This window comes from Bradyrhizobium sp. AZCC 2262, assembly GCF_036924535.1.
GTDB lineage: Bacteria > Pseudomonadota > Alphaproteobacteria > Rhizobiales > Xanthobacteraceae > Bradyrhizobium.
On record NZ_JAZHRT010000001.1, the window covers coordinates 7999818 to 8013744 of the forward strand.

Here is a 13927-nt window from a genome sequence, read left to right on the forward strand (position 1 = left end):
AAAGCCGAGGGAGGCCGCCGCCGTGAGCTCAAATCCGCAATTCCTGTTCGATTTCGGCAGTCCCAACGCCTTCCTCAGCCACGAAGCGATTCCGGCGATCGAAAAGCGCACCGGCGCCAAGTTTGAATATGTGCCGATCCTGCTCGGCGGCATCTTCAAGGCCACCAACAACAAGTCGCCAGCCGAAACGCTCGCCGGCATCAAGAACAAGCGCGAATTCCACGCGCTGGAAACCGAGCGCTTCCTGAAGCGCTTCGGGGTCAGGCCCTATGTCTAGAATCCATTTTTCCCGGTCAACACGCTGAACCTGATGCGCGCGGCGGTGGCGGCCCAGCTCGAAGGCGTGTTCGAGAAGTATGTCGAGGCCGCCTTCCATCACATGTGGGTCGAGCCGAAGAAAATGGATGACCCCGAGGTGGCGGCCAAGGCGCTGGCGTCGTCCGGCCTCGATGCCGTCAGGCTGCTGACGCGCTCGCAGGACGCCGATGTCAAGGCCAGACTGATCGAGAACACCCAATCCGCCGTCGAGCGCGGCGCGTTCGGCTCGCCGACCTTTTTCGTCGGCAAGGAAATGTTTTTCGGCAAGGAGCAACTTCGCGAAGTCGAAGAGATGGTCTCGGGGAAATAGCCGCCCGGCTCAAGCCGTTCGGCCAGACATGGTAGGCAGGCGAATAGTGAGTGGCAAATAGCTGATGGTCGGTGGTAATGGTGGCCCGGAATTTTCCGGCTCGGAATCCGCCAACCCGCTATCCGGCTCCCGCCAAGACCAGCAACAAAACCAACAATAAAGGAAGTTCATCCATGCGTATTCTCGTGGTCGGCGCCGGCGCCATCGGCGGCTATTTCGGCGGCAGGCTGCTTCAGGCCGGCAACGACGTGACATTCCTGGTCCGGCCGAAGCGCGCTTCCGAACTGGCAAGCGCAGGCCTCGTCATCAAGAGTCCCGCCGGCGACGTGACGCTCAAGAGCCCGCCGACGGTGCAGGCCGACAAGCTTGCCGAGAAATTCGACGTTGTGCTGCTGAGCTGCAAGGCGTTCGACCTGGAAGACGCGATCAAGTCGTTTGCCCCCGCCGTCGGGCCGCAAACGGCGATCATCCCGCTGCTCAACGGCATGCTGCACCTCAACGTGCTGGACGAGAAATTCGGCGCCGCCCGCGTGCTCGGCGGCCTCTGCGCGATCGCGGTGACGCTCAACGAGACCCGCGAGGTGGTCCAGCTCGCGCCGATGCAGTCGCTCAATTTCGGCGAACGCGATAGCGCCCTGTCGGAGCGGGTGCGCGCGATCGCGAAAGTGTTTGAGAGCGGCAAGTTCGGCGCAGTGGCCAGCGAACACATCATGCAGGACATGTGGGAGAAGTGGGTTTTCCTCGCTTCGCTCGCGGCGTCGACCTGCCTGATGCGCACTTCGGTCGGCAACATCCTGGCGGCCGCCGGCGGCAAGGATTTTCTGCTCGGCATGCTCGATGAATGCAGCGCAATTGCCAAGGCGTCGGGCCACGCGCCCACCGGCCCGTTCTTCCAGCGCACCAGCGGCCTGTTGACGACCGAGGGCTCGCCGATGACCGCCTCGATGTTCCGCGACATCAAAGCGGGGTTGCCGGTCGAGGCCGACCACGTGATCGGCGATCTCGTCGCGCGCGCCGATGCGGCGAAGATTCCGGTACCGAAGCTGCGGATCGCCTACACCCATCTCAAGGCGTATGAGAAGCAGCGCTCCTTGTAGTCATCCGGCTCTCGGTCGTCCCTGCGAAAGCAGGGACCCATAGCCACAAATGTCCATTATTTAAGAAGGCGTCCACTCCATCGCCCCACCGAGAAGCCGCGGAGTATGGGTCCCTGCGTTCGCAGCGACGACGTTAGAGATGCGCGAGGTAATGTGCCAGCGCCTCGATCTCCTCCTCGCTGAGGGGATAGGCGACATCGGCCATCGCGGCCATGGCGCCGCCGGATCGCACCCCCGATTTGTACTCGCGTAGCGCCTTGACGAGATATTCCTCACGCTGGCCGGCGACGCGCGCGACCCCCTTGGTGCCGGCATAGGTATCGGTGTGGCATGAGGCGCAACGCCGGCCGACGGCCGCCTGCGCGCCCTTCTTCGACAAATCGGGGTTGTCGTCGGGCTTTGATTCCTTCGGCGGCGCGAGCGAAGCAAAATAGGCGCCGAGGTTGCGGATATCCTCATTGTTGAGCTGCTCGACGATCGGCTGCATCTGCTCGTTCTTGCGGGTGCCGGCGCGAAAGAACACGAGCTGCCATTGAATGAAGAGATCGGGCTGGGCCACGAGCGAGGGGATGTTTTCCATCCGCGAAATGCCGCCCTCGCCGTGGCAACCGACGCACAGCTCGGCCTTCTCCTTGCCGGCCGCGATATCGGCGGCACGAACAGGCGAGCCGCAGGCGATTGTCGACGCCAGCACGATCCCAACCAGTGCATTTCGCATGTGAACTCCTCTGCACCACACCTCAAACAACAAGGGCTGCGGCCACCCGTTCCCGAGCAACCGCAGCCCTTGATGGTTCAAGGTCTACTTCTTGTAGCTGATGCGATAGATCGCACCGGCCCAGTCGTCGGCCACCAGGATCGAACCGTCCTTGGCCAGTACGATATCCGCCGGACGGCCTTGATAGCCCGTGTCTCCCTCGAGCCAGCCGGACGCAAAGATTTCCGACTTGGCGTTCTTGCCGTCTGCATCGACGATCACGCGCTTGATCCGGGCGCCCTGGTACTTGTAGCGGTTCCAGGAGCCGTGTTCGGCGATCAGGATGTTGTTCTTGTACTCGGCCGGAAATTGATCGCCGGTATAAAACTTCATGCCGAGCGGCGCGACATGTGCCCCAAGATTGACGACGGGCGGCGTGAATTCAGAGCACTTGTGACCCATCGCGAATTTCGGGTCCGGCATATCGCCCTGGTGGCAGTAGGGATAGCCGAAATGCTCGCCGATCTTGGAGATCATGTTGAGCTTGTCGCTCGGCATGTCGTCGCTGATCCAGTCGCGCGCGTTCTCCGTGAACCAGTATCGCCCCGAGCGCGGATCGACGTCGCCGCCGACGCTGTTGCGGACGCCGAGCGCCCAGATCTCGGCGTTGCCGGTCTTGGGATCGACGCGGCGGATCTGCGAGACGCTGGTTGGGGGGATGCCGATGTTGAAGGGCGGTCCGAACGGCATATAGAACCAGCCATCCTTGTCGACGGCGATGTATTTCCAGCCATGCGCGGCGTAGGACGGCATGTCGTCATACACCACCTTGCCGGCGCCGAGATTGTCGAGATTGGCTTCGGCGTTTTCGTATTTGATCAGCTTGTCGGTCGCGATCACATAGAGCGAGCCGTCGAGGAAGGCGAGACCGGTGGGCATATTGAGGCCCTTGAGGATGGTCTTGACCTCCTTCTTCCCGGCATTGTCCTTGATCGCATAGACATTGCCGAGGCCGAAGGAGCCGACGAACAGCGTGCCCTTGTCGCCCCACGCCATCTGCCGCGCGGCCAGCACGTTGGAGGCATAGACTTCGATACTGAAGCCCGCCGGCAGCTTGATCTTCTTCGTCAACGCCGCCAGTTCGGCGTCCGAGGCGCCTGTCGGCGGACCGGATGGCGGGGCCTGGCCTTTCTGGCCCTCGGTCTCGTCGCCGAGGAACCAGTCGTCGGGCGGATGGGTCCAGAAGTCCTTGGTACCGGACTCGTATTTTTTCAAAGGCTTTTGTTGCGCGCTGGCCTGGCTGACCCCCGCGACAACGAGGACGGCTGCGAGCGCAAGAATAGATCGATTGAAAGCCGATTTCATCGCGTCACTCCCTATGCAGCATGGCGGCTGCGCCTGTTATTATTTTAAAGCGTCGAGAGGCGAACTTGGTCTGATGATGAGAAACAGACCTGGAAATGGTAGCATATCCGTTGCGGGGGATACGCGGCTCCTTCAGACAAAAACAGACTGAAGGGAAAACTCTTCGCCCGATTTGGTCTGAGACTTTTTCGCGACGGAGACGCTGCACCGCAATATTTGCGCAGAGCGAATGCGCGTCGCGAACGGGAGGCGTCCCACCGCGTGGGCGAGCTTCCACAGAAAGTGGATCCGTCCGAGTCTGTTCTATTCGATGGGACAGGCCCGATCGGCGCCTGTCACGCACCGATCAGCGGCTGGGCGCCGAGATATCCAGAAGACGAGATGACGCAAGTTGCCGAAGCCCTCGGCGCTACCTCGTTCGCTTGACGGTGAGGTATGCAGTGCCGCGATTGTTGCGGTAAAGCCAGTCATAGAAATCCGGCACACCGATCACGGCGTCGTTGACGAAGACGAACAGTTCCTGTTTGCGATCGGGCGCAATCGTGGGCGCGATATTGAACTGGATGATGTCGTCGTAAGGATCAGGCTCGTAGGAGCTCTCTTCGCCGCCGACATGCCCAAAACGCAGCACGACGCGGAACCAATCCTTGGATAGCTCCCGCCGCAAAGGCACAAACAAGGAGAGATATATACGCTCGTACCAGGCCGGCTGGTCTTTGACGGAGAAGCCTCCGACCGGAGTGCCGATGCGGGTGACGCCGTTGAACCATGGCTCACCCGGCTGGATGGTCACATAGTAGCGCGCGCGATGTTCGAGCAGGATGCCTGTTGCCTTGCACAGCTCCGACGTTTTGAATTCGATACGCTTGCTCTGGTTGATTTCAAGCACTGCGGGCTTTGGATCGGCATCGCCGTGAACGCAGGTGTATCCGGCCACGTCCAGGGCATCGTAGGCGAGGTGATTCACCACTGCAAATCCGAGATAGAAGAACACCACCGCGAAGAACGCCGGCGCGATCGTGCGTTTCAGACGGTCGTGGAAGCCGATGTAAAGCGGGCTGCTGCGGAGACGATAGATCCAGTTGTCGGGCAGGCCTGACGGTCCTTCCGGCGTCTTTCGCCAGATCGAGGCCATCAGGTTTGCGGTGCGACCTGCTATTTGCGAGGACACGTACAGCAAACCGGAAACCAGACCAGCCAGAACGAGGAACCAACCGGGCGCGCGGGCATAACCATCGATCCACGTCGATGCGAAGCCTGGAAGAAATCCGCCAGCAAAGCGCACGAAGTCGGATACCCAGCGAATCGGACTTGTATATTCATCATAACGTTGCGCGCCGCTCACCAGCGGAAACAGCGCCAGCCACAATGTCGCGCCGACGGTGGCGAAATAGGTGATGCGGCGCTTCCAGACCTCGTTCCAAACATGTTCCTGCGCCAGCGCCCGCTGCGCCGCAGCCGTGCTGGTTTCAAACGGTTCTGCGGCTGGCCCGATCCTGAACTTGTCGGGCGATACGATCTCGCCGTCTTCCTTGACGACGCGGTAATATGGCGGAAGGCCAACCGGCGCGTAGGCATGCGCGTGGTTTTCGATGCGCCTGAAGGCGCTTTCGTGAATTTTTGCAATTCCGACGCCGACCTCGTCGTCTTCCTGTTTCCTGGTCTCCGGATACAGGAATGGGACCAGTTTGCGCGGCCCGTAGCGGTAATAGCCGCCGAGACCCTTGCGCGGATCGTACAGCCGTCCGTCCTTGTCCCGCCTGGAAATCGCGTTCTTGAACGTGTCGGGATCTGAAATCATCAGATCAGGATTGGGCGGCTCGTTGGCATAATCCGATTTGAACTTGAGCCCGCATCGTTTGGCCTCGGTAATCATCCAGACGAAGGGGATGTAGGCGAGGGCATCGTCGGGATAGCCGCCGCCGACATTGGTGTGGACGCCGGCGAACCAGACCTGGCTGATACGTTCGTCCTTGATGAAGCGCCGCCCTTCGGCATCGGGCGCAGCGGTGTTGCCGTTGGTGCCGGCGGTTTCGTCCCAAAGCTGCGGGTGGAATGTAGTCCGCTCCTCGTCGAGCGCCAGCGCCTGACAGGCGCGCATGACACGAGGCGAGAGACGATTGTTCGGCAGTTCAATCGGCCAGATGTACTGATGGATGCCGCGGGTCATCTCGTCGACCGGCATGCCATAGGCGGCAACCGTGTCCCAGACGCCGACGAACCTGATCTTGACGTTCCTGCGAACCTCTTTCGGAGGATAATGCGGCCCGAACTTGTTGCGGATCCACTGATAGGGCGCTTCAAACTTCAGATGATGGTAGCGGTCCCTGCGATAGGCGCGGTAGGCCGCACTCGCCAGGCTGTGGAGTTCGGCCTCATTGTCGGCTTTGACGAGCCCCTGGCTGTCGATGAGCCCCATCACGATCCGGATCGTGAAGGCGCCGCGGCTGAATCCGAAACCGAACAGCTCGTCGTCGGCATCGCGATAGTTGCGGCAGGCGAATTTGTAGAGAGCGATGACGTTGCGCCGCAGGCCGAGACCGAACGCGCCACCGAGGATCGCCATCGGTTTGAACGACGAGGTCCCGACGCCGTCGTCGTAAAACGCGATCTGGTCGTTGCCGGAAAGATCCAGCGCCTCGAAGGTGCGCCAGACATTGGTTCGCCAGACTTTCGCCGACGAGTTACCGGTGCCGTCGGATAGCAGAATGATTTTTCGGCCCACGAAATTGCCCCCGCCGAGTGATGAAGAGACCCCACAATCTCTGGCCCGGGAGAATTACACGCGCCGCTCGAATCAGGGGAGAGCTGGATCACATCGCGGGACCAAAAACGACAAGGCCGCCAAAAGGCGGCCTGTCATCGATCCGGTAGTCTGCCATGGAAAGAAAATCTGGAGCGGGCGAAGGGGCTCGAACCCTCGACCCCGACCTTGGCAAGGTCGTCGGATAGCCCCTCATACGCCAACATATCCTAACTCCATTAACCCGCCTTAACCTTGAAATCATTGACGAATTGCGCGTTTGTGGCCCTTCGTGTCTAACGTTCGGCAACGGGCCAAAATGCCCGGAAAAGATACCCCTAGGTACCCCGAACGAGTTTCCGCCATGCAAGCCGCCGTCAAGTTGACCCGCGACAGGGTCGAAGCCACGAAGCCCGCCACCGCCCGGCGGGAGGTCAGGGATGCGCTCGCGCCCGGCTTGCGGCTCGTTGTGCAGCCGTCCGGGCATCGTTCTTGGGCGTTCCGCTACAAGCTCGGCGGCAAGGCTCGGAAGCTGACGCTCGGCGACTATCCTGCTATGTCGCTGGACGCCGCCCGGACGGCCGCCGTCACGGCGCGGGGTGAAGTCCTTCAGGGCCGTGACCCCGCCGCCGACAAGGCCATCGCTCGCGCCCCGGCGAACAGCGTCTTGGCTGCCTTCAAAGATTATGACCGGAGTCATCTGTCGTGGGGCCGCGACTACATTGACCACGAAACCGGCGACGTGATCCCGGCCGCGAAGGACAAGGACGGCAACACCGTGGAACCGGCCATCGGCGCGGATACGGCGGCGGCGACCCGGTCGTTCTTCCTGCGTCGCGTTCTGCCTGTTTGGGGCGTGCGTCAGGCCGGTTCGATCACGCGGCAGGACGCGGTTGCATTACTGGACACGTTGAAAGCCTTCAAGGACGCCCGGCGCAAAGGCAGGACTCGCCTGTCCCATTTCTTCGGCTGGACGATGGACCGCAACGCGTTGGTTACGGTCAATCCAGCGGTGGGCATTGCGGCGGAAGGGTCAGCATCGCGCGAACGCGCCTTGACCGACGACGAGCTACGCGCCGTGTGGCTTGCCTGCGATCAGGTAGGGAACTTCGGCGCGATGGTGCGCACAAATGATTCTAACGCTCGCCCGCCGAACCGAAGTTGCGGAAATGACTGACGCCGAATTGACGGAATCGCTTTGGGAATTGGAAGGCCAGCGCACGAAGAACGGCCGTCCGATGGACATTCACCGTACGGCAGCGCTGAACGCCGTGTTGGCTTCTGTGAAACGGTCCGATGGCTGCACCTTCGTGTTCGAAGGCCGCCACTACAATCGGCCCATTGGCGGCTTCAGCGACTGGAAAGACAAGCTTGATGCCATCACCGGGAAGAGCGTGGCACCGTGGACGCTGCACGACCTCCGCCGGACGGGCACAAGCCTGATGCAGCGTCTAGGGATCGCGTTCGAGGTGCGCGAAGCGTGCTGCAATCACACAATCAAGGGCGTGGCCGGGACCTATAACCGGTACGCCTATGCTGCCGAAAAGCGCCATGCGTTCGAAGCGCTCGCCGCCGAGATAGACCGCATAGTTTCCTGCCGCGAACTGTCGAACGTGGTCCCGTTAACTAAGCCAGCGGCCTAACCAAACGTTAGTGGATAAGAGCACGCGCGTGAGCATATGTTGCCCAAGTCGGGGCTTCCCTAGTGGTCGCCCGTGTACGACGCGACTGCGAGTGACTTTGACTGAAGGCGGATAGTGCAACGGGACGCCTTCCAATGCTCGCTACGGGACGAGACCGAACGGTGTTGGCGACCTTAGCCAAATAAACCCGTGGTTTGCACTTCACTGTGACGCCTTCGGCGTCGCGATGGAGTCGCGCTATGTCGCTTTCCGATTTAGATACTACTTCCAAACCTAAAAAATATGCGCGCGTCGCGCAGGTCCGCAACCGCTACGGCGATTGCAGCGACATGTGGCTGACGCGAAAGATGCGGGAGGAAGGTTTTCCCGCGCCCGTCTTTTTCGGTGGCCGTGACCGCTTCTGGCAAGTCGAGGACTTGGACGCATGGGACGCGCTTATGATTCAGCGAGGTCGCCAATCAACGCCGGTTCCGTCACCGCGCAACCAGCGGTGATGTCATGGCAGACCCCGACATTGATCAACTATTGCAGAATGCTCTCATCGGTTCACGCCCCGCGATCTTGGCTTACTTGAAGGCCGTTGCTGATCCGCGAATCGTCGCCAAGTTCGAATTGGTGAACTTCAACCTTTTGCAGCAAGTCGAAGCGCTCGCGCATAAAGAGCGACTTCGTGATTCCGGCATGCCAATGGAAGAAATCATCGAAGTGACCACGCGCGTGTTTGGCCTTAACACACGAAGCCTGCTCAGGGGCGGGGGCAGTGGCTACGACACAGCTAGGGCGATACATGCCGAGATGGTGAAAGCGCGCGCCAAAGCCGAACTAATGCCTCCCCCTATTCAGGGGGACTTTCCCCCTGTTTAGCAGGGCGAAAAGGACGATGGCGCACTCTAGGTTTGAGATCGAACACAAACCGGAGTGCGCTCACCATGTCCAAGCTCTCATTTCTTTTCTGTGATGACGACCACCTCAACGCAATTGCCAAGAAGGCGTTGAACGGTCCTCTCTCCGGAACCAGCGCTCACGCGGCGCTTCACCGTCTGAAGGCCGCAGGGGAGAAGCATTCCGGCTTGTATCTCTCGCGCTCGCAGCAGATTCGGCATCTCTCCGAAAAGCGGCGGGATAGGCTGAATGACGCGCGCGACGTTGAGCGGAACATTCGCCATTATGGTGAAACTCCGGAGTTGTTGAATCAACTCGCGGAGTTGACAAGCGAGGCCGCTGAGTTTGGTGATGCGATTGCAGGGTTGCGTAACGCGCCGCAGTCGTCAAACCTACCCATTGAAACGGCCATCGGATGGATGCCCGAGCAGACCGCAAGGTTTGTGGATGCGCCGCCCGTCAAGGTGGACCTGACGCAAGGCTTTGTCGAAGCGGTCAGCAACGAACGCGCGAAGCTCGACGAAACCAAGCGCAAGATCATTGAAGTCAACAAGCGACCGCTCCCAAAAGTGGAAGCGGAAGCGCGACTTAGGGATGACGTCAACCGAATTGCGCTCAAACTGGATGTGACCCCGGTAATGTGTTTGCGGCAGCAAGCGCGCGAGCACGTTATGGCCACGCGGGAACTCCCCGCTATTCAAGGCCATGTTGCATTTCCCACGCGTCGGGAAATCTTCGAAGGCGGGCGCACTGGCGAACTCGATGAAGCGTTCCGCTTCCTCTGCTGGATCATGCCCGACGCAATTATCGCAAAAGGCATGGCTGAGCTTGACGCGCTTTACAAAAAGTCCGGCACCGGCCTCTCGGTTGAAGAGCGCGCTCGCGTCATCGCCGGTCTTGACGCGGAATACCTTGAAATTGAACGGCGCGAGGAAGCACTGATCCGTGTTGCCGAAGATCGAGGTGAGTCAATTTGGCGGCGGCCTCAGGCATCCATCTCCGCTGTTCTAGGTATCACACCAGCGTAACTCCGGATCGGCCCGCGCGGTATCCATGACGCGCGGCCCGTCAGCCGGAAGCGGCGCTACTCCTTCGTCGCTTCCGGCTTCGACATTTTCTGAATCAATCCTTTTGGTGGGGTCTATAATGTCAAAATCTTGGTTCACCGCGCGCAACGCGGGTACGGTTGGTGAAATTGCCATCTATTCTGAAATCGGCGGAAGCGGCGTGACTGCCGAAGCCTTCCATGCCGACCTAAGCCGCATGCGCGGTGTTTCCACCTTGCTTATCAGCATCAACAGCGACGGAGGAGACGTAAGCACCGGTATGGCCATCGCAAACATGCTGCAACGCTTCCCGGCCCGAAAGGTGGTGCGCATCGACGGTCTAGCTGCGTCGATGGCCTCCGTTATCGCGATGGTCGGGGATGAAATCGTGATGCCAAGCAATGCAATGATGATGATCCACAATCCGTGGGGAGGCGTTGTTGGCGGTGCGGAGCAACTGAAGTCCTTTGCGACCGCGTTGGAGGTGATGCAGGCGAACATCGTCATGGCTTACCAATCCCTCCTGTGGGACAAATGATCCAACGGGAGTCAAGTCCGACACGCTTTCTGGATTTCAGAGCGTCGGACAATGCTTGTAGGTAGAGAATGTCGGACGCACCTTCCACTAGCAAGGTATGCTTGCCGACAAACAGCGACTGCATGATCTCGTATCCTAGTGCTCCCTGAAGGGGGAACAAGGTATCAGGATCGTTCGATAAGACGTCTTCGCGAACCTTTGTCCCCTGTGAAACGCGTCGCGTTCCCGAGAGCGCGACTTGGTCTTCAACGACCCTTGCTGAAAGCAACTTGTCAGGCGCAACCATGAACGGCGAGTGGGTTGAATAGATAATCTGATGGTGCGGCGCGAGCTTCTCATCAAAATATTTTAGAAGATCAGCCTGCGCTTTCCCATGAAGTGTCAGCCCCGGTTCGTCCAGCAGTAGGAGAACAGGTTTTCCGCTCGCCTTCACTTGGGCAAATTTCACAAGGAAAGAGAAGAACCAAACGAAACCTGCGCTTCGTTCTGAAAACGGCGTGTCAACGCGGTGCAAGTGGTTGTAGATGCGAGCACGTCCTACGGTTCCGCTGTTGAAGGGTGCGACGTCACCGGGCTTGCCAGCACTGACATCGACGCGAACTTCAAGGTCCGGGTTCTGCGTCCAATACTCCAGGATTTGATCGGTGATATTGTTAGACGCGCCTTGGAGTTTGGCGTTGAACGTCTCGTATGTCGTAACGCTCAGAATTTCTTCGAGCGGCACGCCTGCATACTCCATGAACTCTAGAAAAAGGCGCGCGCCGCTGTACTGGTCCAGCTGAAGCTGACCATTTGTCGTCAACTGTTGGAGTTGATCAAACTGGACGGCACCATCCATGCGGTCGTAGTTTGAAAAATACATGAATTGGGGCAGGTAGTGACGAACCCACTGCTCGACTCGCCCTGTGAGCGTCTTGTATCCTTTCAGGCGTTCCAAAAGTTTTTGCTGTTCGGGTGTCGGCTCGGGAAGCCCCGACAACTTCGCGATTAGCTCTTCCGTAGTTTGCGAGGTCCTGAGCGCGGCAATTTGCGCATCATTGAAGCCGCAATTTGCAAGAGCGTTGTCGATAGCGGCCTGAAGGTTCACCTCGACTTCAATATCGGCGGTCTTTGCGCCGTAACGGCGCTTTACCTTAACAACTGGATTTGTGACAACACCGCTACCAAGCTCAGCGACAATTCTCTCTAGCTCCTGCGTCGATAATTGCCATTCGGTGTCGATGGCGATGGCGTCGCCGTCCGTGTGTCGCTCGCTATACGCGGTGAGATATCGGCGAGGATAGTCCCGCTCTTTGTCAAGTACGGCTGGTGTGCTGGGGTGCGGGTTCAGTGCGGCCAGCGCCAGCAGGATGGCACTTTTACCGGCCTCGTTTTTTCCGACCAAACATGTGACTTGATCTACCTTGAATGGGCCGGAATCTTCTACCGAACGAAAATTCTTAACGTGAGCTTTAATTAGCTTCATTTGCAAATCCACCTCGGGAATCGCGCTCTTGCGCTTGCAACCGATGGGTGAACCGATTCTTGGCATTCAACAAGTGGGGCGGATGAGAGTCTGACAGGAATCTGTGGGATGATCGCAGCGGCCGGGCGTACGTCCCGCACGGCGCTGGCTAGATATGACGCTGCGCTGTACAGCCTTCATTATGGCTCGCACTTCGACCCCAACAGCGACACGCCCCGGAAGATACCCCTAGGTTACCCCGGCGCTAAAAACGCACGACTGCCGACCCCCGAAGGGGTCAGCTAAGTCATTACCAATGTTGAGAGAAGTTGGAGCGGGCGAAGGGGCTCGAACCCTCGACCCCGACCTTGGCAAGGTCGTGCTCTACCACTGAGCTACACCCGCATCCGAGATGGCGGCGAACGCTCGCCGTCAACGGCAGACCTATGCCAAATGCGGACCGTGAATGCAACAGTCAGCGTGTGGTCCAGTGTTACGTGGGTCGTTCGATTTCATTAACAAATGGGAACGAATCGGTCCGAAACAACGCCTAAGCAGGTTTGTCGGCCCCTTGAGCCCCACGTCGGGAACCCAGGTCCAGGCCGCCCGGGCGACCACAGGGCGATTCGAACCATTTTTCCTTGCCGAACCAACCTCCCGACGTCCGTCCCGCGCCGCAATCACAATTGAAGGTCCCATCGAAGGTCCTTGCCTCGAAGGGCGTCAATGTTCCCGGGAGGTTCCAGCCCACCCGGTCCCCGAGGACGCGGCCGGCGCCTGCCGATTGAATTTTGTGGCCAAGCCGCCATCTAGCGGATGAGGAACTTCGCCCCTAGCCGTGCTAGAACGGGCCCCGAAATTCCGAGACATCTTCTCAAAGACATCAGGCGAGGATTACCGTGACGATAGTTGAGCAGGGCGGCGGCCCGGCGCCGCAGGCAGCACCCGATCTGATCAAAGAGACCACCACCCAGACCTTCGTGAAGGATGTCATCGAGGAATCGAAGCGTCAGCCGGTGCTGATCGACTTCTGGGCGCCGTGGTGCGGCCCTTGCCGCCAGCTCACGCCCGTTCTCGAAAAGGCGGTCCGCGCCGCCAAGGGCAAGGTCAAGCTGGTCAAGATGAACATCGACGAGCATCCGGCCATCCCCGGCCAGATGGGCATTCAGTCGATCCCGGCCGTGATCGCGTTCGTGGGCGGCCAGCCCGCCGATGGCTTCATGGGCGCGGTGCCGGAGAGCCAAATCAACGCCTTCATCGACAAGCTTACCAAGGGCATGACGGCGCCGGGCGAGCCGAATATCGCAGAGATCCTGCAAGAGGCTGAGGCCGTGCTGGCCGAGGGCGATCCTGCCGCGGCCGCCCAGATCTATGCCGAGATACTGGGTTTCGATGCCACCAATATCGCAGCCCTGGCGGGACTGGCGAAATGCTATGTGATGACGGGCGCCGTCGAACAGGCCAAGCAGACGCTTGCAATGGTGCCGGAATCGAAACGCAATGACGCGGCCGTCAAGGCGGTGCAGGCCTCGATCGACCTCGCCGAGCAGGCCCAAACGGTCGGTCCGGTGACCGAGCTGGAACAGAAGGTCGCCGCAAACCCGCTCGACCATCAGGCGCGATTCGACCTCGCGACCGCGCTCAACGCGACCGGCAAGCGTACCGAGGCGACCAACCAGTTGCTGGAGATCGTCAGGCGTGATCGCAAGTGGAACGATGACGGCGCGCGCAAGCAGCTGGTGCAGTTCTTCGAGGCGTGGGGCGGCGCCGACGAAGCGACCGTCGAGGGACGAAAGCGGCTGTCGACGATTCTGTTCTCGTAGGGCGCGTATTCCACGAACCAA

General features: G+C 59.8%; 12 protein-coding genes, 2 tRNA genes and 1 pseudogene. 9 read left to right on the forward strand and 6 right to left on the reverse strand.

The window, feature by feature from the left end; all coding sequences use genetic code 11:
* Positions 1-22 precede the first annotated feature (22 nt).
* Both V1283_RS37480 and panE read left to right on the forward strand, forming a co-directional pair.
* A pseudogene (locus V1283_RS37480) lies at positions 23-628 on the forward strand (2-hydroxychromene-2-carboxylate isomerase).
* A 173-nt stretch (positions 629-801) separates the two neighbouring features.
* Positions 802-1725 carry a 2-dehydropantoate 2-reductase gene (panE, locus tag V1283_RS37485; protein ID WP_334391612.1) on the forward strand — a complete coding sequence of 308 codons (924 nt, stop codon included), beginning with the start codon at positions 802-804 and terminating at the stop codon, positions 1723-1725.
* Positions 1726-1858: 133 nt separating this feature from the next.
* On the opposite strand, the gene V1283_RS37490 is transcribed toward panE, so the two are convergent.
* The 4 genes from V1283_RS37490 to V1283_RS37505 form a co-directional block, all read right to left on the reverse strand.
* Positions 1859-2443: a c-type cytochrome gene (locus V1283_RS37490; protein WP_334391613.1), complete on the reverse strand. Its 585-nt coding sequence runs from the start codon at positions 2441-2443 to the stop codon at positions 1859-1861.
* Positions 2444-2527: 84 nt separating this feature from the next.
* Positions 2528-3787: a PQQ-dependent sugar dehydrogenase gene (locus V1283_RS37495; RefSeq protein ID WP_334391614.1), complete on the reverse strand. Its 1260-nt coding sequence runs from the start codon at positions 3785-3787 to the stop codon at positions 2528-2530.
* 409 nt (positions 3788-4196) lie between these two features.
* Positions 4197-6512, reverse strand: a complete 2316-nt coding sequence (locus tag V1283_RS37500; protein ID WP_334391615.1) for a DUF2235 domain-containing protein — start codon at positions 6510-6512, stop codon at positions 4197-4199.
* A gap of 169 nt (positions 6513-6681) precedes the next feature.
* Positions 6682-6778: transfer RNA gene (locus V1283_RS37505), tRNA-Ser, on the reverse strand.
* A 116-nt stretch (positions 6779-6894) separates the two neighbouring features.
* Here V1283_RS37505 and V1283_RS37510 point away from each other — a divergent pair.
* From V1283_RS37510 to V1283_RS37535, 6 genes are all read left to right on the forward strand, one after another.
* Positions 6895-7707, forward strand: a complete 813-nt coding sequence (locus V1283_RS37510) for an Arm DNA-binding domain-containing protein (RefSeq protein WP_334391616.1) — start codon at positions 6895-6897, stop codon at positions 7705-7707.
* Positions 7700-8173 carry a hypothetical protein gene (locus tag V1283_RS37515; RefSeq protein WP_334391617.1) on the forward strand — a complete coding sequence of 158 codons (474 nt, stop codon included), beginning with the start codon at positions 7700-7702 and terminating at the stop codon, positions 8171-8173. The genes V1283_RS37510 and V1283_RS37515 overlap by 8 nt, the downstream gene beginning before the upstream one ends.
* Positions 8174-8412: 239 nt before the next feature.
* A complete protein-coding gene (locus V1283_RS37520; protein WP_334391618.1) occupies positions 8413-8667 on the forward strand; it encodes a helix-turn-helix transcriptional regulator in 255 nt (84 codons plus the stop codon).
* Positions 8668-8671: 4 nt separating this feature from the next.
* Positions 8672-9037: a hypothetical protein gene (locus V1283_RS37525; protein ID WP_334391619.1), complete on the forward strand. Its 366-nt coding sequence runs from the start codon at positions 8672-8674 to the stop codon at positions 9035-9037.
* Positions 9038-9102: 65 nt separating this feature from the next.
* Positions 9103-10083, forward strand: coding sequence for a hypothetical protein (locus V1283_RS37530; protein ID WP_334391620.1), 981 nt, complete (start codon positions 9103-9105; stop codon positions 10081-10083).
* A 118-nt stretch (positions 10084-10201) separates the two neighbouring features.
* Positions 10202-10639: a head maturation protease, ClpP-related gene (locus tag V1283_RS37535; RefSeq protein ID WP_334391621.1), complete on the forward strand. Its 438-nt coding sequence runs from the start codon at positions 10202-10204 to the stop codon at positions 10637-10639.
* On the opposite strand, the gene V1283_RS37540 is transcribed toward V1283_RS37535, so the two are convergent.
* On the reverse strand, positions 10605-12104 hold the full coding sequence (locus V1283_RS37540) for an AAA family ATPase (protein ID WP_334391622.1): 1500 nt from the start codon (positions 12102-12104) through the stop codon (positions 10605-10607). The two genes, V1283_RS37535 and V1283_RS37540, sit on opposite strands and share 35 nt — an antisense overlap.
* A 309-nt stretch (positions 12105-12413) precedes the next feature.
* Positions 12414-12488: transfer RNA gene (locus V1283_RS37545), tRNA-Gly, on the reverse strand.
* Between the two features lie 494 nt (positions 12489-12982).
* Here V1283_RS37545 and trxA point away from each other — a divergent pair.
* Positions 12983-13906 (forward strand): thioredoxin, encoded by a 924-nt coding sequence (gene trxA / locus V1283_RS37550; protein WP_334391623.1) that lies wholly within the window; start codon positions 12983-12985, stop codon positions 13904-13906.
* Positions 13907-13927: the final 21 nt, after the last annotated feature.

What these genes read in the sequence shown, in the direction of transcription:
- panE (WP_334391612.1), top strand. Translation starts at nt 802, where the DNA reads ATGCGTATTCTCGTGGTCGGCGCCGGCGCCATCGGCGGCTATTTCGGC.
- V1283_RS37490 (WP_334391613.1), bottom strand. Translation starts at nt 2,443, where the DNA reads ATGCGAAATGCACTGGTTGGGATCGTGCTGGCGTCGACAATCGCCTGC.
- V1283_RS37495 (WP_334391614.1), bottom strand. Translation starts at nt 3,787, where the DNA reads ATGAAATCGGCTTTCAATCGATCTATTCTTGCGCTCGCAGCCGTCCTC.
- V1283_RS37510 (WP_334391616.1), top strand. Translation starts at nt 6,895, where the DNA reads ATGCAAGCCGCCGTCAAGTTGACCCGCGACAGGGTCGAAGCCACGAAG.
- V1283_RS37515 (WP_334391617.1), top strand. Translation starts at nt 7,700, where the DNA reads ATGACTGACGCCGAATTGACGGAATCGCTTTGGGAATTGGAAGGCCAG.
- V1283_RS37520 (WP_334391618.1), top strand. Translation starts at nt 8,413, where the DNA reads ATGTCGCTTTCCGATTTAGATACTACTTCCAAACCTAAAAAATATGCG.
- V1283_RS37525 (WP_334391619.1), top strand. Translation starts at nt 8,672, where the DNA reads ATGGCAGACCCCGACATTGATCAACTATTGCAGAATGCTCTCATCGGT.
- V1283_RS37530 (WP_334391620.1), top strand. Translation starts at nt 9,103, where the DNA reads ATGTCCAAGCTCTCATTTCTTTTCTGTGATGACGACCACCTCAACGCA.
- V1283_RS37535 (WP_334391621.1), top strand. Translation starts at nt 10,202, where the DNA reads ATGTCAAAATCTTGGTTCACCGCGCGCAACGCGGGTACGGTTGGTGAA.
- V1283_RS37540 (WP_334391622.1), bottom strand. Translation starts at nt 12,104, where the DNA reads ATGAAGCTAATTAAAGCTCACGTTAAGAATTTTCGTTCGGTAGAAGAT.